The 13,597-nt window shown below is 76.1% G+C and carries 13 protein-coding genes; 9 read left to right on the forward strand and 4 right to left on the reverse strand.

Annotated elements, in window-relative coordinates; genetic code table 11:
* Window positions 1-269: 269 nt before the first annotated feature.
* The 5 genes from ACZ3IL_RS25480 (at window position 270) to ACZ3IL_RS25500 (ending at window position 7,233) form a co-directional block, all read left to right on the forward strand.
* Window positions 270-473 carry a cold-shock protein gene (locus ACZ3IL_RS25480; protein ID WP_015031667.1) on the forward strand — a complete coding sequence of 68 codons (204 nt, stop codon included), beginning with the start codon at window positions 270-272 and terminating at the stop codon, window positions 471-473.
* A 216-nt stretch (window positions 474-689) separates the two neighbouring features.
* The gene (locus ACZ3IL_RS25485; protein ID WP_467393793.1) at window positions 690-2,111 is read left to right on the forward strand and encodes a DEAD/DEAH box helicase; all 1,422 of its coding nucleotides are present in this window, start codon (window positions 690-692) and stop codon (window positions 2,109-2,111) included.
* A 299-nt stretch (window positions 2,112-2,410) separates the two neighbouring features.
* The gene (locus tag ACZ3IL_RS25490) at window positions 2,411-2,917 is read left to right on the forward strand and encodes a hypothetical protein (RefSeq protein WP_467393795.1); all 507 of its coding nucleotides are present in this window, start codon (window positions 2,411-2,413) and stop codon (window positions 2,915-2,917) included.
* Window positions 2,918-3,147: 230 nt separating this feature from the next.
* A complete protein-coding gene (locus ACZ3IL_RS25495; RefSeq protein WP_467393797.1) occupies window positions 3,148-3,810 on the forward strand; it encodes an NADPH-dependent F420 reductase in 663 nt (220 codons plus the stop codon).
* A gap of 264 nt (window positions 3,811-4,074) precedes the next feature.
* Window positions 4,075-7,233, forward strand: coding sequence for an AfsR/SARP family transcriptional regulator (locus ACZ3IL_RS25500; RefSeq protein WP_467393799.1), 3,159 nt, complete (start codon window positions 4,075-4,077; stop codon window positions 7,231-7,233).
* A gap of 46 nt (window positions 7,234-7,279) precedes the next feature.
* Here the strand turns inward: ACZ3IL_RS25500 and ACZ3IL_RS25505 are convergent, their stop codons facing one another.
* Window positions 7,280-7,852 carry a dihydrofolate reductase family protein gene (locus ACZ3IL_RS25505; RefSeq protein ID WP_467393801.1) on the reverse strand — a complete coding sequence of 191 codons (573 nt, stop codon included), beginning with the start codon at window positions 7,850-7,852 and terminating at the stop codon, window positions 7,280-7,282.
* Between the two features lie 330 nt (window positions 7,853-8,182).
* Here ACZ3IL_RS25505 and ACZ3IL_RS25510 point away from each other — a divergent pair, with 330 nt between their 5' ends.
* From ACZ3IL_RS25510 to ACZ3IL_RS25525, 4 genes are all read left to right on the forward strand, one after another.
* Window positions 8,183-8,431, forward strand: coding sequence for a DUF6479 family protein (locus ACZ3IL_RS25510; RefSeq protein WP_467393803.1), 249 nt, complete (start codon window positions 8,183-8,185; stop codon window positions 8,429-8,431).
* 213 nt (window positions 8,432-8,644) lie between these two features.
* On the forward strand, window positions 8,645-9,289 hold the full coding sequence (locus ACZ3IL_RS25515) for a HemK2/MTQ2 family protein methyltransferase (protein ID WP_467393968.1): 645 nt from the start codon (window positions 8,645-8,647) through the stop codon (window positions 9,287-9,289).
* Window positions 9,290-9,510: 221 nt separating this feature from the next.
* Window positions 9,511-9,696 (forward strand): CDGSH iron-sulfur domain-containing protein, encoded by a 186-nt coding sequence (locus ACZ3IL_RS25520; protein WP_467393805.1) that lies wholly within the window; start codon window positions 9,511-9,513, stop codon window positions 9,694-9,696.
* Window positions 9,697-9,740: 44 nt separating this feature from the next.
* Window positions 9,741-10,712: an iron-containing redox enzyme family protein gene (locus ACZ3IL_RS25525; protein ID WP_467393807.1), complete on the forward strand. Its 972-nt coding sequence runs from the start codon at window positions 9,741-9,743 to the stop codon at window positions 10,710-10,712.
* Window positions 10,713-10,722: 10 nt separating this feature from the next.
* On the opposite strand, the gene ACZ3IL_RS25530 is transcribed toward ACZ3IL_RS25525, so the two are convergent.
* Genes ACZ3IL_RS25530 through ACZ3IL_RS25540 form a run of 3 tightly spaced genes read right to left on the reverse strand, consistent with a single transcriptional unit; the run spans window position 10,723 to window position 13,572 of the window.
* Window positions 10,723-11,721: a pyridoxal-phosphate dependent enzyme gene (locus tag ACZ3IL_RS25530; protein ID WP_467393809.1), complete on the reverse strand. Its 999-nt coding sequence runs from the start codon at window positions 11,719-11,721 to the stop codon at window positions 10,723-10,725.
* On the reverse strand, window positions 11,642-12,688 hold the full coding sequence (locus ACZ3IL_RS25535; protein WP_467393811.1) for a GHMP family kinase ATP-binding protein: 1,047 nt from the start codon (window positions 12,686-12,688) through the stop codon (window positions 11,642-11,644). The genes ACZ3IL_RS25530 and ACZ3IL_RS25535 overlap by 80 nt, the downstream gene beginning before the upstream one ends.
* Window positions 12,685-13,572: a Rossmann-like domain-containing protein gene (locus ACZ3IL_RS25540; RefSeq protein ID WP_467393813.1), complete on the reverse strand. Its 888-nt coding sequence runs from the start codon at window positions 13,570-13,572 to the stop codon at window positions 12,685-12,687. The genes ACZ3IL_RS25535 and ACZ3IL_RS25540 overlap by 4 nt, the downstream gene beginning before the upstream one ends.
* Window positions 13,573-13,597: the final 25 nt, after the last annotated feature.

The following is a 13,597-nucleotide window of genomic DNA, read 5'->3' on the forward strand; positions in this document are numbered from 1 at the left end:
CGCGGGGCCCCGGGCGGCGGCCGGGATTTTGTTCCCGGCGGTTCCGGGTGAGAAATTTGAGAATTTCGCGCACGGGGCGCCCGGGACGTGCTACAGTCGACATCAGTTGCAGTTGTGGTTCCCAAATACTTACAAGTGCCTTCGACGATTCGACATCGTCAGGCACTTGTCGTGTTTTCGGTGCAGTTTTCCGGACGGGGCAATCATCACGGCGACGCCGGGGATCGCACAGTGCGGTTCCCAGGGCTACGCCCCGAAGGAGATATGACATGGCTAATGGCACCGTGAAGTGGTTCAACTCGGAAAAGGGCTTCGGCTTCATCGAGCAGGAGGGTGGCGGCCCGGACGTGTTCGCCCACTACTCCAACATCGCCACCTCCGGCTTCCGTGAGCTCCAGGAAGGCCAGAAGGTGACCTTCGACGTCACGCAGGGCCAGAAGGGCCCGCAGGCGGAGAACATCCTCCCCGCCTGACGTCGACACGTCCGGCGCAGCTGGGGCCCCCACCCGTGTGGTGAGGGCCCCGGCTCGTTGTGTTTTCCAGGCCTCTCCACGGACCGGACGCCGCTCTCCGCACTTTCGGCCGGCCCGGGTCCGCAGGCAGACGCGTCCGGTACGTCGCGGTGATCCACGGGCTGCGGCCCGTCGCGAATTCCTCGGGGCGCGCCGTTTCGAGGAAGGTTCCTCCCCATGAACGACACCCCCCGTACGGACGACACCCGGCGCCACGACGCGCGGGAGGACACGTCCGCCCCCCGGACCCCGGCCCCGGCCACCGGCTTCGCCGGGCTGGGACTGCCGCCCGAGGTGCTCCGGGTACTCGACCGCCTCGGCGTCGACGAACCGTTCCCCATCCAGGCGGCCACCCTGCCCGACGCCCTCGCGGGCCGTGACGTCCTCGGACGCGGACGGACCGGGTCGGGCAAGACGCTCGCCTTCGGGCTGCCGCTGCTCGTGCGCACCGCCGGGCGCCGGGCCGAGCCGCGCAAACCCCTCGCCCTGGTCCTGGTTCCCACCCGGGAACTGGCCCAGCAGGTCACCGACGCGCTCGCCCCCTACGCGTCCGCCCTGAAGCTGCGTCAGGCGACCGTGGTCGGCGGCATGTCGATCGGCCGGCAGGCCACCGCGCTGCGCGACGGGGCCGAGATCCTGGTCGCGACCCCGGGCCGCCTCATGGACCTCGTGGAACGCAAGGACTGCCGTCTCGACCGGGTGGGGACCACCGTCCTCGACGAGGCCGACCAGATGGCCGACATGGGCTTCATGCCGCAGGTCACCGAACTGCTCGACCAGGTGCGCCCCGGCGGCCAGCGCATGCTGTTCTCGGCCACGCTCGACCGGAACGTCGACCTGCTCGTCGAGCGCTACCTGGCCGATCCGGTCGTCCACTCCGTCGACCCGTCGACCGCCTCCGTCTCCACCATGGAGCACCACGTGCTCCATGTGCACGGCGCCGACAAGTTCGCCGCCGCCACGGAGATCGCCGCCCGCGACGGGCGCGTGATCATGTTCCTCGACACCAAGCACGCCGTCGACCGCTTCACCAGGCACCTCCTCGGCAGCGGCGTACGGGCGGCGGCCCTGCACGGCGGCAAGTCCCAGCCCCTGCGGACCCGCACCCTGGACCGCTTCAGAACCGGTGAGGTCACGGTCCTGGTCGCCACCGACGTGGCGGCGCGCGGCATCCACGTCGACGCGCTCGACCTCGTCGTGAACGTCGACCCGCCCGCCGACGGCAAGGACTACCTGCACCGCGGCGGACGCACCGCGCGGGCGGGCGAGTCCGGCGTCGTCGTCACCCTCGTCACGCCCGAGGAACGCCGGGACGTGGCCCGCGTCATGGCGGACGCGGGCATCCGTCCCCACGTCACCCAGGTCCGCTCCGGGGAGGCCGCGCTGACCCGCATCACCGGCGCCCGGAAGCCGACGGGCGTGCCCGTGGCCGGCAGCGCGCCGAGCCAGGAGGGCGTCAAGCGCGGCGGAGCGGCCTTCCGCGGCATCGGCACGGTCCCGGGCCGTCCGGGCCGCGCCAAGAACGAGTCCCGGCGCGCCGCCGAGGCCCGCAAGACCGCCGAGGCCCGCCGGGCCGCGCGGGTCCGCCGGGGCGACTGACCCGCGCGGGCGTCACCGGATCGGGGCCCGGCACGGCCCGCGCACCGTCCGGTCCGCACACCGCCCGACCGGCGTCGGGCCGGCCGGCGCCGGCCCGGGTGCCCCGGTCCCGGCCGTGCCGGTGCGCCCCGCTCCCCCGGCCCCGTTCCCCCGTTCCCCCGCGCCCCCGGCCACCGGGCGGGCGCCGTTCCCGTCACCGGGACCCCGGAGTTGAACGCGTTCAACCGGTCTGGCAGGGTGGGCCCCGTCGAAGCCCGTCCGACCGGTGGGCCGATCCGAGCGGAGCCGGGGGCCCGAAGGTGGAGAAGAACAAGGTGTACCGCCGGGCGTTCGCCCTCGGAGCCGTCGGGGCGGCACTGGCCGCGGTGACCGCCTGCGCGGGCCCCTCCCAGTACTACGAGGGCACGGGGCTCCACGACGCCACGGCGGCCGAGGCGGCCGGGGAGTGGGTGAACCGCGAGGAGACCCGGCTGACGCTCCGCCCGGACGGAACGGCCCTCCTGCGCCGGCTCGACGGACAGGAGTTCGACTTCGACGAGGGCTGGCGGCTCTCCGGAACGGGCGACTGGAAGCTGACGGACGACGCCGACGGACAGGACCTCCGGGTGGTCATGACGGCCCGGACCGGGACCGGGACGCGGGCTTCCGCGACCCCGGCCGCCGTTCCGGCTCCCGAACCGCCGTCGACGTACACGTGGCGCTTCCACGTGCGCCGGAACGCGCACGGCGCCCTGGAGCTGTTCTTCTTCTACGGCGACCCCGACAGCGGGAACACGTACGTGATGACGCGCGGGACGGCGCCGTGACCGCTCGCCGGTGAAGGCCGGGGCGGCCCCGCCCGCCGGGTGACGCGGTCCCGCCGGCCGGACACGGACCGGCCGGAAGGGCCGCGCGTCCGGAAGAAAGCCCGGAACCGTGGTGTTCTTGCTCACCGAAGAGAAGCCCGCGGCGCTCACCGGTGCCGCACCGGCCGGGTCCCGGAACGCACACCGGGGCAGGGCCGGGCCCGCTTCCCCGCGCTCACGAAGGACGTCTCATGAAGATCGGCATCATCGGCGCCGGCAACATCGGCGGCAACCTGACCCGTCGTCTCACGGCCCTCGGCCACACCGTGTCCGTGGCCAACTCCCGGGGGCCCGAGACGCTCACCGCGCTCGCCGAGGAGACCGGCGCCACCCCGGTGCCCGTCACCGAGGCCGCCCGGGGCGCCGAGCTGGTCGTCGTGACCGTCCCCCTGAAGAACGTCCCCGACCTGCCCGAGAAGCTCTTCGCCGGGGCCGCCGAGGGCTTCGCCGTCCTCGACACCTGCAACTACTACCCCCGGGAGCGCGACGGCCGGATCGCCGCCATCGAGGACGAGGGCCTGACCGAGAGCCGCTGGACGCAGAACCACCTGGGGCACCCCGTCGTCAAGGCGTTCAACGGCACCTACGCGCAGGACATCCTCGACCGGCCCCGCCCGGCCGGGGACCCCGAGCGCATGGCCGTGCCCGTCGCCGGTGACGACGAGGCCGCCAAGAACACCGTCCGCGCCCTCATCGACGAGCTGGGCTTCGACACCGTCGACGCCGGCGGCGTCGACGACTCCTGGCGGCAGCAGCCCGGCACCCCCGTCTACGGGCTCCGCGCCGGTGCCGACGCCGTGACCGAGGCCCTCGCCGCCGCCTCCCCCGAGCGCCCCGCCGCCTTCCGCGGCTGAGCGCACGGTGCCGTCTCCGGCCCGGGGAAGGCGTCCGCCCCCGGGTCGTGGGGCTCCCCGCCCTCCCCCGGACCGGAGGACAGCACGCGCGCCGCACGACCGGCCCCACCCTGCCGCACCGCGCCACGACGACGATGAAATCCTGTGGAAGGAAGCGGCTGGAAAGACTGCGCGGGTACGGGGCGCACGGGCGAGGACGGGGACGACGACGTGGGCGAGCGGGCAGCGGGGGCGGGCGGCGCTCCGGCCGGAGCGGAGGGACCCGTGCGGATCGACCTGCTCGGACCCGTCCGGGCCCGCCGCGGGAGTACGCGGATCTCCCTGGGTCCGGTGCGCCGGCAGGCGGTCCTCGCCGCCCTGGTCCTGCGCGCACCCGCCTTCGTGACGTACGGACGGCTCCTCGACGACGTCTGGGGCGCCGAACCCCCCGGCACCGGTCACCGGGTCCTGCCGAGTTACGTCTACTCGCTGCGCAAGGCCCTCGACGCGCCGGGGGCCGGGCCCGGCCGGTCGGTGATCCTCGGCGGACAGGGCGGCTACCGCTTCGTGTCCGAGGAGGCCGGGACCGACCTCGCCGAGCTGGCGGGGCTCGCCGCCCGGGCCCGGGACGCGCGGGCCGCCGGAGACCTCGACGCGGCGCTCGCCCACGGCGGCCGGGCCCTGGAACTGCTCCACGGCGAACCCCTGCCGGGGGTGCCGGGACCGCTCGCGGAGAGCGAGCGGCAGCGCCTCGTCCGGCAGCGGCGGACGCTGCTCCAGGACCGGGCGGAGTGCCTCCTCCTGCTCGGGCGCCACCCGGAGGCCCTGGACTGCCTCATGGCGGCGCCCCTGGCCCGGCCGCACGACGAACCGCTCGCCGCCCTGCGGATGCGCGCGCTGTACGGCAGCGGCCGGCAGGCCGAGGCCCTCGGCGTCTACCGGGAGACGCGCCGCCGCCTCCTCGACGAGCTGGGGATGGAGCCCGGCGGGGAACTGCGCCGCGTGCACCAGGCCGTCCTGCGCCGGGACGACGCGCTGCTGCTCGGCCGGACGGCACCGGCCGGGGAGCCCGCCGGCCGGAACGCGGCGGACGTCCGGGGCCCCGTGCCGGTACGGGGCCCCGGCGGCGCCGGTCCCGGGGGCGAAGCCGGGCCCGGGAGCGAAGCCGGGCCCGGGGAGGGCCCCGCCCCCGGCCGCGCCCGGGAGGACGGCCCCCCGCACCACCCCGCCGGGGACCCCGCCCCCTCCGGTCTCCCCCGCCCCCGGCCCGACGGGCACCCCGGCCGGCCCGCGCCCCGCCCGCGCCGCAGGAACGAACTCCCGGGCGACACCGTCCGCCTGATCGGCCGTGAGGCGGAACTCGCCCTCCTCACCGCTCCCGCACCGCCGGGGGTGGTGTCCGTGATGACCGTCGACGGCACGGCGGGCGTCGGCAAGACGGCCCTGGTGGTGCACGCCGCCCGGACGCTCGCCGGCCAGTACCCCGACGGCTGCCTGTTCGTGGACCTGCACGCGCACGGCGCCGCCCACGAGGCGGTCGACGCGGGACGGGCCCTGCACCGGCTGCTGCGGGCGGTCCGCGACCGGGGCCACGAGGTCCCCGACGAACCGGACGGGCCCCGCGAGGGGGACGGCCCCGACGACCTGACCGAGCTGGTCACCGCCTGGCGCGTCGCCACGAGCGGACTGCGGCTGCTGCTGGTCGTGGACGACGCCCGCAGCGCCGAGCAGGTGCGTCCGCTGCTGCCCGCCGGGCCGGGGAGCCGGGTCCTCGTCGCGGGGCGCCGGCGCCTGCCCGGCCTCGACGCCGACGTGCGGCTCACCGTGGAGCCCCTGGACACGGGGGTCGCGGTCGGTCTGCTCCGCGACCTCCTCGGCCCGGACCGGGCGGACCGCGAACCCGAGGCCGCCCGTGAACTCGCCCGGCGCTGCGGCGGCCTCCCCCTCGCCCTGCGCATCGCGGGCGCCCGGCTGCAGAACCGCCCCTCGTGGACCCTGGAGTTCCTGGCCGGCCGGCTGTCCGACGACGCGCGCGGCCTCGGCGAGCTGCGGGCCGAGGACCGCAGCGTGGAGGCCGCCTTCCGGATGTCGTACGACCAGCTCGCCCCCGGTCTGCGGCGCGGTTTCCGCGCGCTGGGCCTGGCGCCGACCGCCCGCTTCGACGCCCTCACCCTCGCCGCCGCGCTGGACCGCTCCCCCGGGCACGCCGAGGAGGTCCTGGAGGACCTGGTCGACGCGAGCCTGGTGCAGCAGCCGCACCCCGGCCGCTACCGGCTGCACGATCTCGTGCGGACGCACGCGCGGCACCTCGCCGCGGAGGCGCCCGCGGAGGCCGCGGCGGGCCGGGACGCCGTCCTGCGGCTCTACACGACCGCCGGCCGGCTCGCCGCCGACTGGGGCCCGGAGGCGTTCCCCACCGGCCCCGACGGCACGGGTTCCCCGTTCGCCGGCTGGCGGGAGGCCTCCGCGTGGCTGGACGCGGCGGGCGGGGAACTGGTCGACGTGGTGGCGTACGCGGTCGCGGCGGAGGAGTTCGACCACGCCTGCTGGATCGCCGAGGCCCTGGTCGACCACCTGCTCCGCCAGGGGCACCCCCAGGAGTGCCGGGCCGCCCTGGAACTCGCCCTGTCCTGCGCGGACCGGGCCTCCGACCGGCGGATGCCCGCCTCGCTGCGCAACTGCATGGGGTTCGTCGCCGTCCACCAGGGCCGGTTCCGGCAGGCGCGCTCCTGGTTCGCCGGGGCGCTGGAGCACGCCTCCGGCCACGGCGACCCCCGGGACCGGGTCAGGGCCACCGCCGGCACGGGCGTCGCGGAGTGGACGCTGGGCCGCGTCGCGGAGGGGACCGCCCTCCTGGAGGAGGCGGTGGAACGGGCGGCCGAACTCGGTGACGACTGGCTGACCGGGATCGTGACCTGCAACCTGGGCGCGATCCAGCACCAGCGGGGCCGCTACGAGGAGGCCCACGACCTCTGCGCGACCGCCCTCGCGCTCGCCGAGAAGAGCGGCCGGCCCCGTACGATCGGCAGCACCCTGTGCTTCGTCGCCGAGACCCGGCTGGCCCTCGGCCGGACCGCGGAGGCCGTCGAACTGCTGCGGCGGGCGGCCGGCCTGGCCCGCGAGGCCGACGACGCGCCGCTGCGCGCGGCGGCCCTCTCCCGGCTCGCCGCCGCCGAGCACGCCCTGGGGCGTCTCGGCCCGGCCGTCGACACCCACCACGAGGCCCTGTCGGCGCTCACCCGGCACACCAGCACGTGGCTGGAGATGCAGGTCCGCGTCCGGCTCGGTGCCACCTACGCGGCGGCGGGCCGGTTCGCCGAGGCGCGGCGGGAGTTCGAGTCCGTCCTCGCCCTTCCCGGCGCCGACCGCCACCCCCGGGAGTACGGCATGGCCCGCGACGGCCTGGCGGGCGCGCCGTCACCGGCGCCCGGGAGGGGCGGCTGACGGGCGGAGACCGCCGGTGGAGGCGCCGGCCGAGGGCGGGGCCCCGTCACCGGACGACGTCGAAGACCTGCTTCTGCAGGCCGTTGGCGTACGCCTCGTGCTCGACGAGCCTCAGCCTCTGGGTGTCCTTGTCCGCGGAGCTGAACAGACGCTTGCCCGCGCCGAGCAGGAGCGGGAAGACGAGGAGGTGGTAGCGGTCGATCAGGCCGGCGTCCGACAGGGCCCGGTTCAGGGAGGCGCTGCCGTGCACGACGACCGGGCCGCCCTCGGTCTCCTTCAGCGCGGCGACCTCGTCGAGCGAGCGCAGGATCGTGGTCTCGCCCCAGTTCGTCACCAGGTCGCCCTCGGTGAGGGTGGTGGAGACGACGTACTTCGGCATCGCCCCGTAGCCGGCGAAGTCCGCCATGTCCGGCCACACCGGGCTGAAGGCCTCGTAGCTGACCCGGCCCATCAGCATCGCCGCGGCCTCCTCCTGCTCCCGGCCCTTGATCTCGAACGCCTCGGGCAGGAACTCGACGTCCTTGAAGGTCCATCCGGCGTTCCGGTAGCCGGGCTCGCCGCCCGGGGCCTCCACGACGCCGTCGAGCGACATGAAGGCGGTGCTGATCAGGGTGCGCATCTCGGGTTCCTCGGTGTCTCGTGTCCGGTCGGCGTCGCGCCGGGCCGGTACGCGCTTCGTTCGCGCTCGTGCCGGCCATGATCCCTGACCGTGGATCACGGGGAAACTCATCGGACGCCGCCGGTTTCCTTCCGGCGGGCCGGGTTTCCCGCCCGCCGGGGAGGCGTCCCCCGACGGGCGGGCGGGACGACGCCGGCTCCGCGCGGTCCGGTCCGGCCCGGTCCTGGGGGGCCGGGGCGGGGCGGAGAAGAGCGGCGCGAATGGTTCATCTCCTCGGGGGTACCCGCCGTTCTGAACTGGCCGGTCCCGTCCCCGACAGGAAGGGCGATCATGCTCCTTTCGACTCTGTCCGCCTCCCCGCAGTCCTTCCCGCTGGCCGCCGAGGGGTCCTCCTCGATGCTGCTGCCGGTGGTCGGGATCGTGGTGGCCGCCCTGCTGATCGGCGCGTTCTGGTGGGGTTCCCGGCGGGTGGGCAAGCGGCGCCAGCCCTCCCGGGTCGCGCAGCCGCCGGCCTCGGAGGCGAAGCGGGACTCCTGGCAGCCGCCCGCCGACTCCTCCGAGCAGGGGCGGGGCCGTTGAGGAACGGGACCGTGAGCGCGCCGACGACGTGCGGCGGAGAAGCGTGGGCGCCGGTGGACCGGGAGTCCGGGGCCCCGGACGCCCCGGCCCCGGTTCCGGCCTCGGTTCCGGTTCCGGTTCCGGCAGGAAGGTGATCCCGTGACCCAAGTGACCCCCTCCGTGGACGAGGGCACCACCACCGCCCTCCGGGGCGGGACGGCGGAGCCGCCCCGGGTGTACCGGCTCCCCGGGGTGTACGCGCCCCAGGGCGACACCGCGCTGCTCCTTTCGCGACTGGCGCGGGAGGAACTTCCGCACGGCGCCCGGTCGCTCGACCTGTGCACGGGAACGGGCGTCGTCGCCGTCGCCTCCGCCCTGCGCGGCACCCGGGCCACCGCCGTGGACATCTCGCGGGCCGCCGTCGCCACGGCACGGCTCAACGCGCTCCGGCACCGCTGCCGGGTGCGGCTCTTCCGGGGCGACCTGGACGCCCCGGTGGCACGCGAACGCTTCGACCTGATCACGGTGAACCCCCCGTACGTGCCGTGCGAGGACCCGGCGCTCCCCACGCGCGGGCCCCGGCGCGCGTGGGACGCGGGCACGGACGGGCGGCTGCTCCTGGACCGGGTCTGCGCCCGGGTGCCGGGACTGCTCACGCCCACCGGCACCCTGCTCGTCGTCCAGTCGTCGCTCTCCGGGGTGACGGCCACCCTGGACGGGCTGCGCCGGGCCGGGCTGCGCGCCCGGGTGACCGACCGCCGCGTCCAGCCCTTCGGGCCGGTCATGTCCTCCCGCGAGGACTGGTTCGCCGCCCGGGGCCTCGTCCCGCCCGGCACCCGTGCCGAGGAGCTGGTGGTGATCCGCGCGTCCCGCGCGTGACGCCCCTTCCCGCCGCCCGCGCATGGACGGGGGCCGTCCGGGCAGCCGCTCACGAGAACGATCCGAGAACCGACAGGTGGTGTGTGGTGTCCCCTTCCCCGGATTCCCCGGCTTCCCGGGCCTTCCCCGACACGCGGTCCGAGGCCGCGCGGGCGGTGCGGGCGGACGGCGGCCCCCCGCGGACCGGACCGCCCCTCCTCAGGCCGCTCGAGGACGGGCCGATGCTCGTGGAGGGGCCGGTGGACGTCCTCATGCCCGACGGGTCGGTGCGGCACTGCGAGCGGCCCGTGGTCGCCCTGTGCATGTGCCGGCGGAGCAGGCGGGCGCCGTTCTGCGACACCAGCCACCGCCGCCGGGAGCGGCGCTCCCGCCCGGCGGGCGGCACGGCGGAAGGCCGGGACTCGTGACCGCCGCCCCGAGGCTCACGCCCCCGCGCACTCGTGCGCCCCGGATGCCCGAAGCCCGCGGCGAGGTGTCGGGGGCGGTCCGGCGGCGCCTGCTGGGGGACGCCGGGTCGCTGCCGGACGGCACGGACGCCGCGCGCCTCGACCCGTACGGCGAGGACCTGCACCTCGCCCTCCACCTCTGCTACGGCCTGCACCACCGGGGCTGGGACGGGGTTCCCGACGCCCTCGAATGGGACCCGCACCTGCTCAGGACCCGCGCCCTCCTGGAGCACCGCTTCGAGAGCGCGCTGCGCCACGACTGCCGCGACCACCGGGACGTGGACGAGGAGCTGGGCGCCCTGCTGGTGGAGCCGGCCGAGGCCACCGGCGTCTCGGCGCTCCTCGCCTCGCGGGGCGAGTGGTGGCAGGTGCGCGAGTACGCGGCGCTGCGTTCCGTGACCCAGCTCCGGGAGGCCGACCCGTACCTGTGGGTCGTCCCCCGGCTGCGCGGCCGGGCCAAGGCGGCGATGGTCGCGATCGAGTACGACGAGTTCGGCTGCGGGCGCGCCGAGCACATGCACGAGCGGCTCTACGCGGAACTCATGGCGGACCTGGGGCTCGACCCGGAGTACGGCGGGTACGTGGAGGCGGCCGGCGCCGAGGCGCTGGCCGTCGCCAACCTGTCGTCCCTGTTCGGTCTGCACCGGCGGCTGCGCGGCGCCCTCGTGGGGCACTTCGCCGTCGTCGAGGTGACCTCGCCGCCCGCGGCGGCCCGGCTCGTCACGGCCATGCGGCGGACGGGCGCGGGGCCGGCGGCGGAGCGGTACTACGACGAGCACGTGGAGGCCGACGCGGTCCACGAGCAGCTGGTGCGCCGGGAGGTCGTGGGCGGCCTCCTGGAGGACGAACCGGACCTCGCCCCCGACGTCGCCTTCGGCATCGCGGCGACCGGGTTCCTGGAGGACCGGCTCGGCGCCCGGGTGCTGGACGCCTGGGCGGGCGGCGGGAGCGCGCTCCGGACGCCCCTGTCCTCCTGAGGGCGGGGCGTCACGGCGCCGGGGCCCGGTTCCACCGCATCCGGGACCACGGCAGGTCGAGGGCGCTCCGGTCGGTCACGTCGCGCGGGGCGAGGTCCTCGATCCGCGCGGCCTCGCGGTGACGGGCGTACACCGTCTCGACGTAGCGGTGCCCGGTGTCGGCGGCGACGAGGAGGACCGTGCGTCCGGGGGTCCGCGCGCGTTCGTGGCGGGCGGCGAGGTAGCCGGCGCCGGCCGACAGGCCGGCGAAGACCGCGTGGCGCCGCAGCAGGTCGACGCTCCCGGCGAGGGCCGCGTCGAACGAGATCCAGTGCAGGACGTCGTACAGCTCGTGGGAGACGTTCCCGAAGGGGATGGAGCTGCCGATCCCGGCGATGATGATCTCGGGGTCGGAGACGTGCGCGGCGCCGAAGGTGACGCTGCCGTACGGCTGGACCCCGACGAGTTCGACGTCGGCGCCGGGGGCCTCGCGCAGCCGGCGGGCGAGGGCGCCCGTGGAGGCTCCCGAGCCGACCCCGCCGACGAGGGTGATCCCGTCCGTCCCGATCTCCTCGCGGACGCGGTCGGCGACGCTCCGGTATCCCAGGTAGTGGATGGCGTCGTGGTACTGCCGCATCCAGTGGTACTCGGGGTGTTCGGCGAGGATTTCGCGGATGCGCCCGACCCGGCGCTTCTGGTCGAGTTTGAGGTCGTCGCAGGGTTCCATCTGCTCCAGCGTCGCCCCGAGGACGGCGAGCTGGACCCGCAGGGTGCGGTCCACCGTCGCCGAGCCGACGATGTGGCAGCGCATCCCGTAGCGGTGGCAGGCCAGGGCGAGGGCGTACGCGTAGATGCCGCTGGAGCTGTCGACCAGGGTGTCGCCGGGGCGGACCGTCCGGGTGTCGAGCAGATGGCGCACGGCCGCGAGGGCGGACACCACCTTCATCGTCTCAAAGCGCAGGCAGACGAGCCGTTCGTCGAGCCGTATCAGGTCCGGTCTGCCGACCGACTCCGCGACGTGCTGGTCCATGCGGAAGCTCCTTGCTGGTGGTGAAGGTACGGGTGGTGGGGATGCCGTGGGCGTCCAGGGCGCGCAGACAGCCGTCCAGGCGGCGGCGCAGGCCGGGAACGGCCGGGTCGAAGAGGACGCCCGCGACGGCGCCGCTGTGCGCGATCTGCACCCCGGCCGCCCCGGCCCGCCGGGCGATGCCGGTCAGGGCCTCGAACTCGGGGTGGCCGAGCCTCCGCAGGCCGCGCCGGGCGCTGGCGGTGGCGACGGCGCCGAGGAGGCGCACGTCCCCGGTGGCGACCGCCCGGCGCAGCAGCGCGCGCGACCGCTCCCCGGCCCGCACGTCGGCGTCGTCGGGTTCGGGCGCGGGCAGGGAGAGGGTGTCCACGGGCGCTCCTCCGCCGAGGAGGCAGCCCACCACGGTCAGCGGGGGCAGGGCGGGGCCGAGGACTTCGAGGACGCGGCCCTCCCGCTGGGCGAAGAGGACCGGGCGGCCGTCGAGCATCAGCGGGTCGGAGGCGGTCTCGGCGCGCACGGCGAGGCGGGCGACGGTGCCGGGGTCGAGCCGCAGGCCGTACGCGTCGGCGACCGCGCGCAGGGTGGCGATGACGTCGCTGGTGGAACTGCCCATGCCCAGGCCCACCGGGATGTCCCCGGTGAGCCGCACCTCCCCGCCGCAGGCGGGCCGGCCGGTCCGTGCCGCGCACTCCGCCACCGCGAGGGCGGCGGCCCTGGCCGCTTTGACGCGCCCGGCGGGGACGACGGTGAGCGCCCGGGGCGGCGTGCCGGGCCGGGGGACGAACACGGCGCCGCTGCCCGGGCCCGGCAGCGGGAGGGTGACCAGGCCCGCGCACCGGTGTCCGGAGGCGTCGAGGAAGACGCCCTGGAGGAGTTCGCCGTGGTGGCGGGGGGCGGACCCGGTGCCGGTGCGGACGGGTGCCGGGAGCGCGGCGGGGGGAGGAGTGGTCGCCGGGCCTGTGGGGATCACGCGCCGGCCGCCGTCCGGTAGCGGTACAGGACCGTTTCCCCGGCGCTGAACTGGGAGAAGGGGAACGGTTCGGCGGAGAGGGCGGTGACGCCCGCGCCGAGGAAGGCGCGGGCCACGGCGCTGCCGGACTGCGCGTAGACGACGAGCGGGACGCCCCGGGTGCGGCAGCGCTCCAGGACGGTGTCGAACGAGCCGTTGCCGAGGGTCATTCCGGTGGCCACGACGGCCTGCGCGCGGTCCAGGACCTCGTGCATGTCGGCGGTGACGGGGTCGCCCCACTGGGTGGTCCGCAGGTTGAAGTCGCAGGGCAGCGGGGTGCCGCCGCGTTCGCGGATGGCCGCGACCAGGGGGTTGACGACGCCGATGAGGCCGACCTCGGTGCCCGGTTCGACGTCGAGGAGGCCGGCGATGGCCGTGTCCCGGGCCCGCGCGCGGACCTCGGGGGTGCCGGCGGGCAGGACGACGGGCTCGGCGCCGTCGGCGGTGCGGTGGGGGCGGGCCTCGGAGAGGTGGGCGTCCAGCGCGGCGATCCGGAGCGGGCGGGGCGCGTCGCGCAGCAGGACGTCGAGCGGGGCGCCGGACGCCTCGCGGCAGATCTCCGGGTCGATGTCGCCGGCCTCGAAGGCGCAGCCGCCGAAGGAGCCGCCGAGCCGGACGAGCACGTACTGGTTGAGGTAGGTGGTGTCGCCGCCGGCCAGCCGGGTGCCGTGGTGGATCCAGAAGACGCTGGTGGCGACGGACCGGGAGGGCAGCGGGCCGTGGGCGCCCGCGAGGACCTCCTCGACGAGGGCGTCGACGGTCGTCGCCGTCGTCGCGGGGGCGGCGGGAGGGGCGGGGGCGGCGGGAGGGGTGGGGGTGGCGGGAGTCGGAGTGGTTCGGGACATCGTTCTTTCCTTTCGGCAGGGGGAC

The sequence above is a fragment of the Streptomyces sp. NPDC014907 genome, assembly GCF_055562975.1.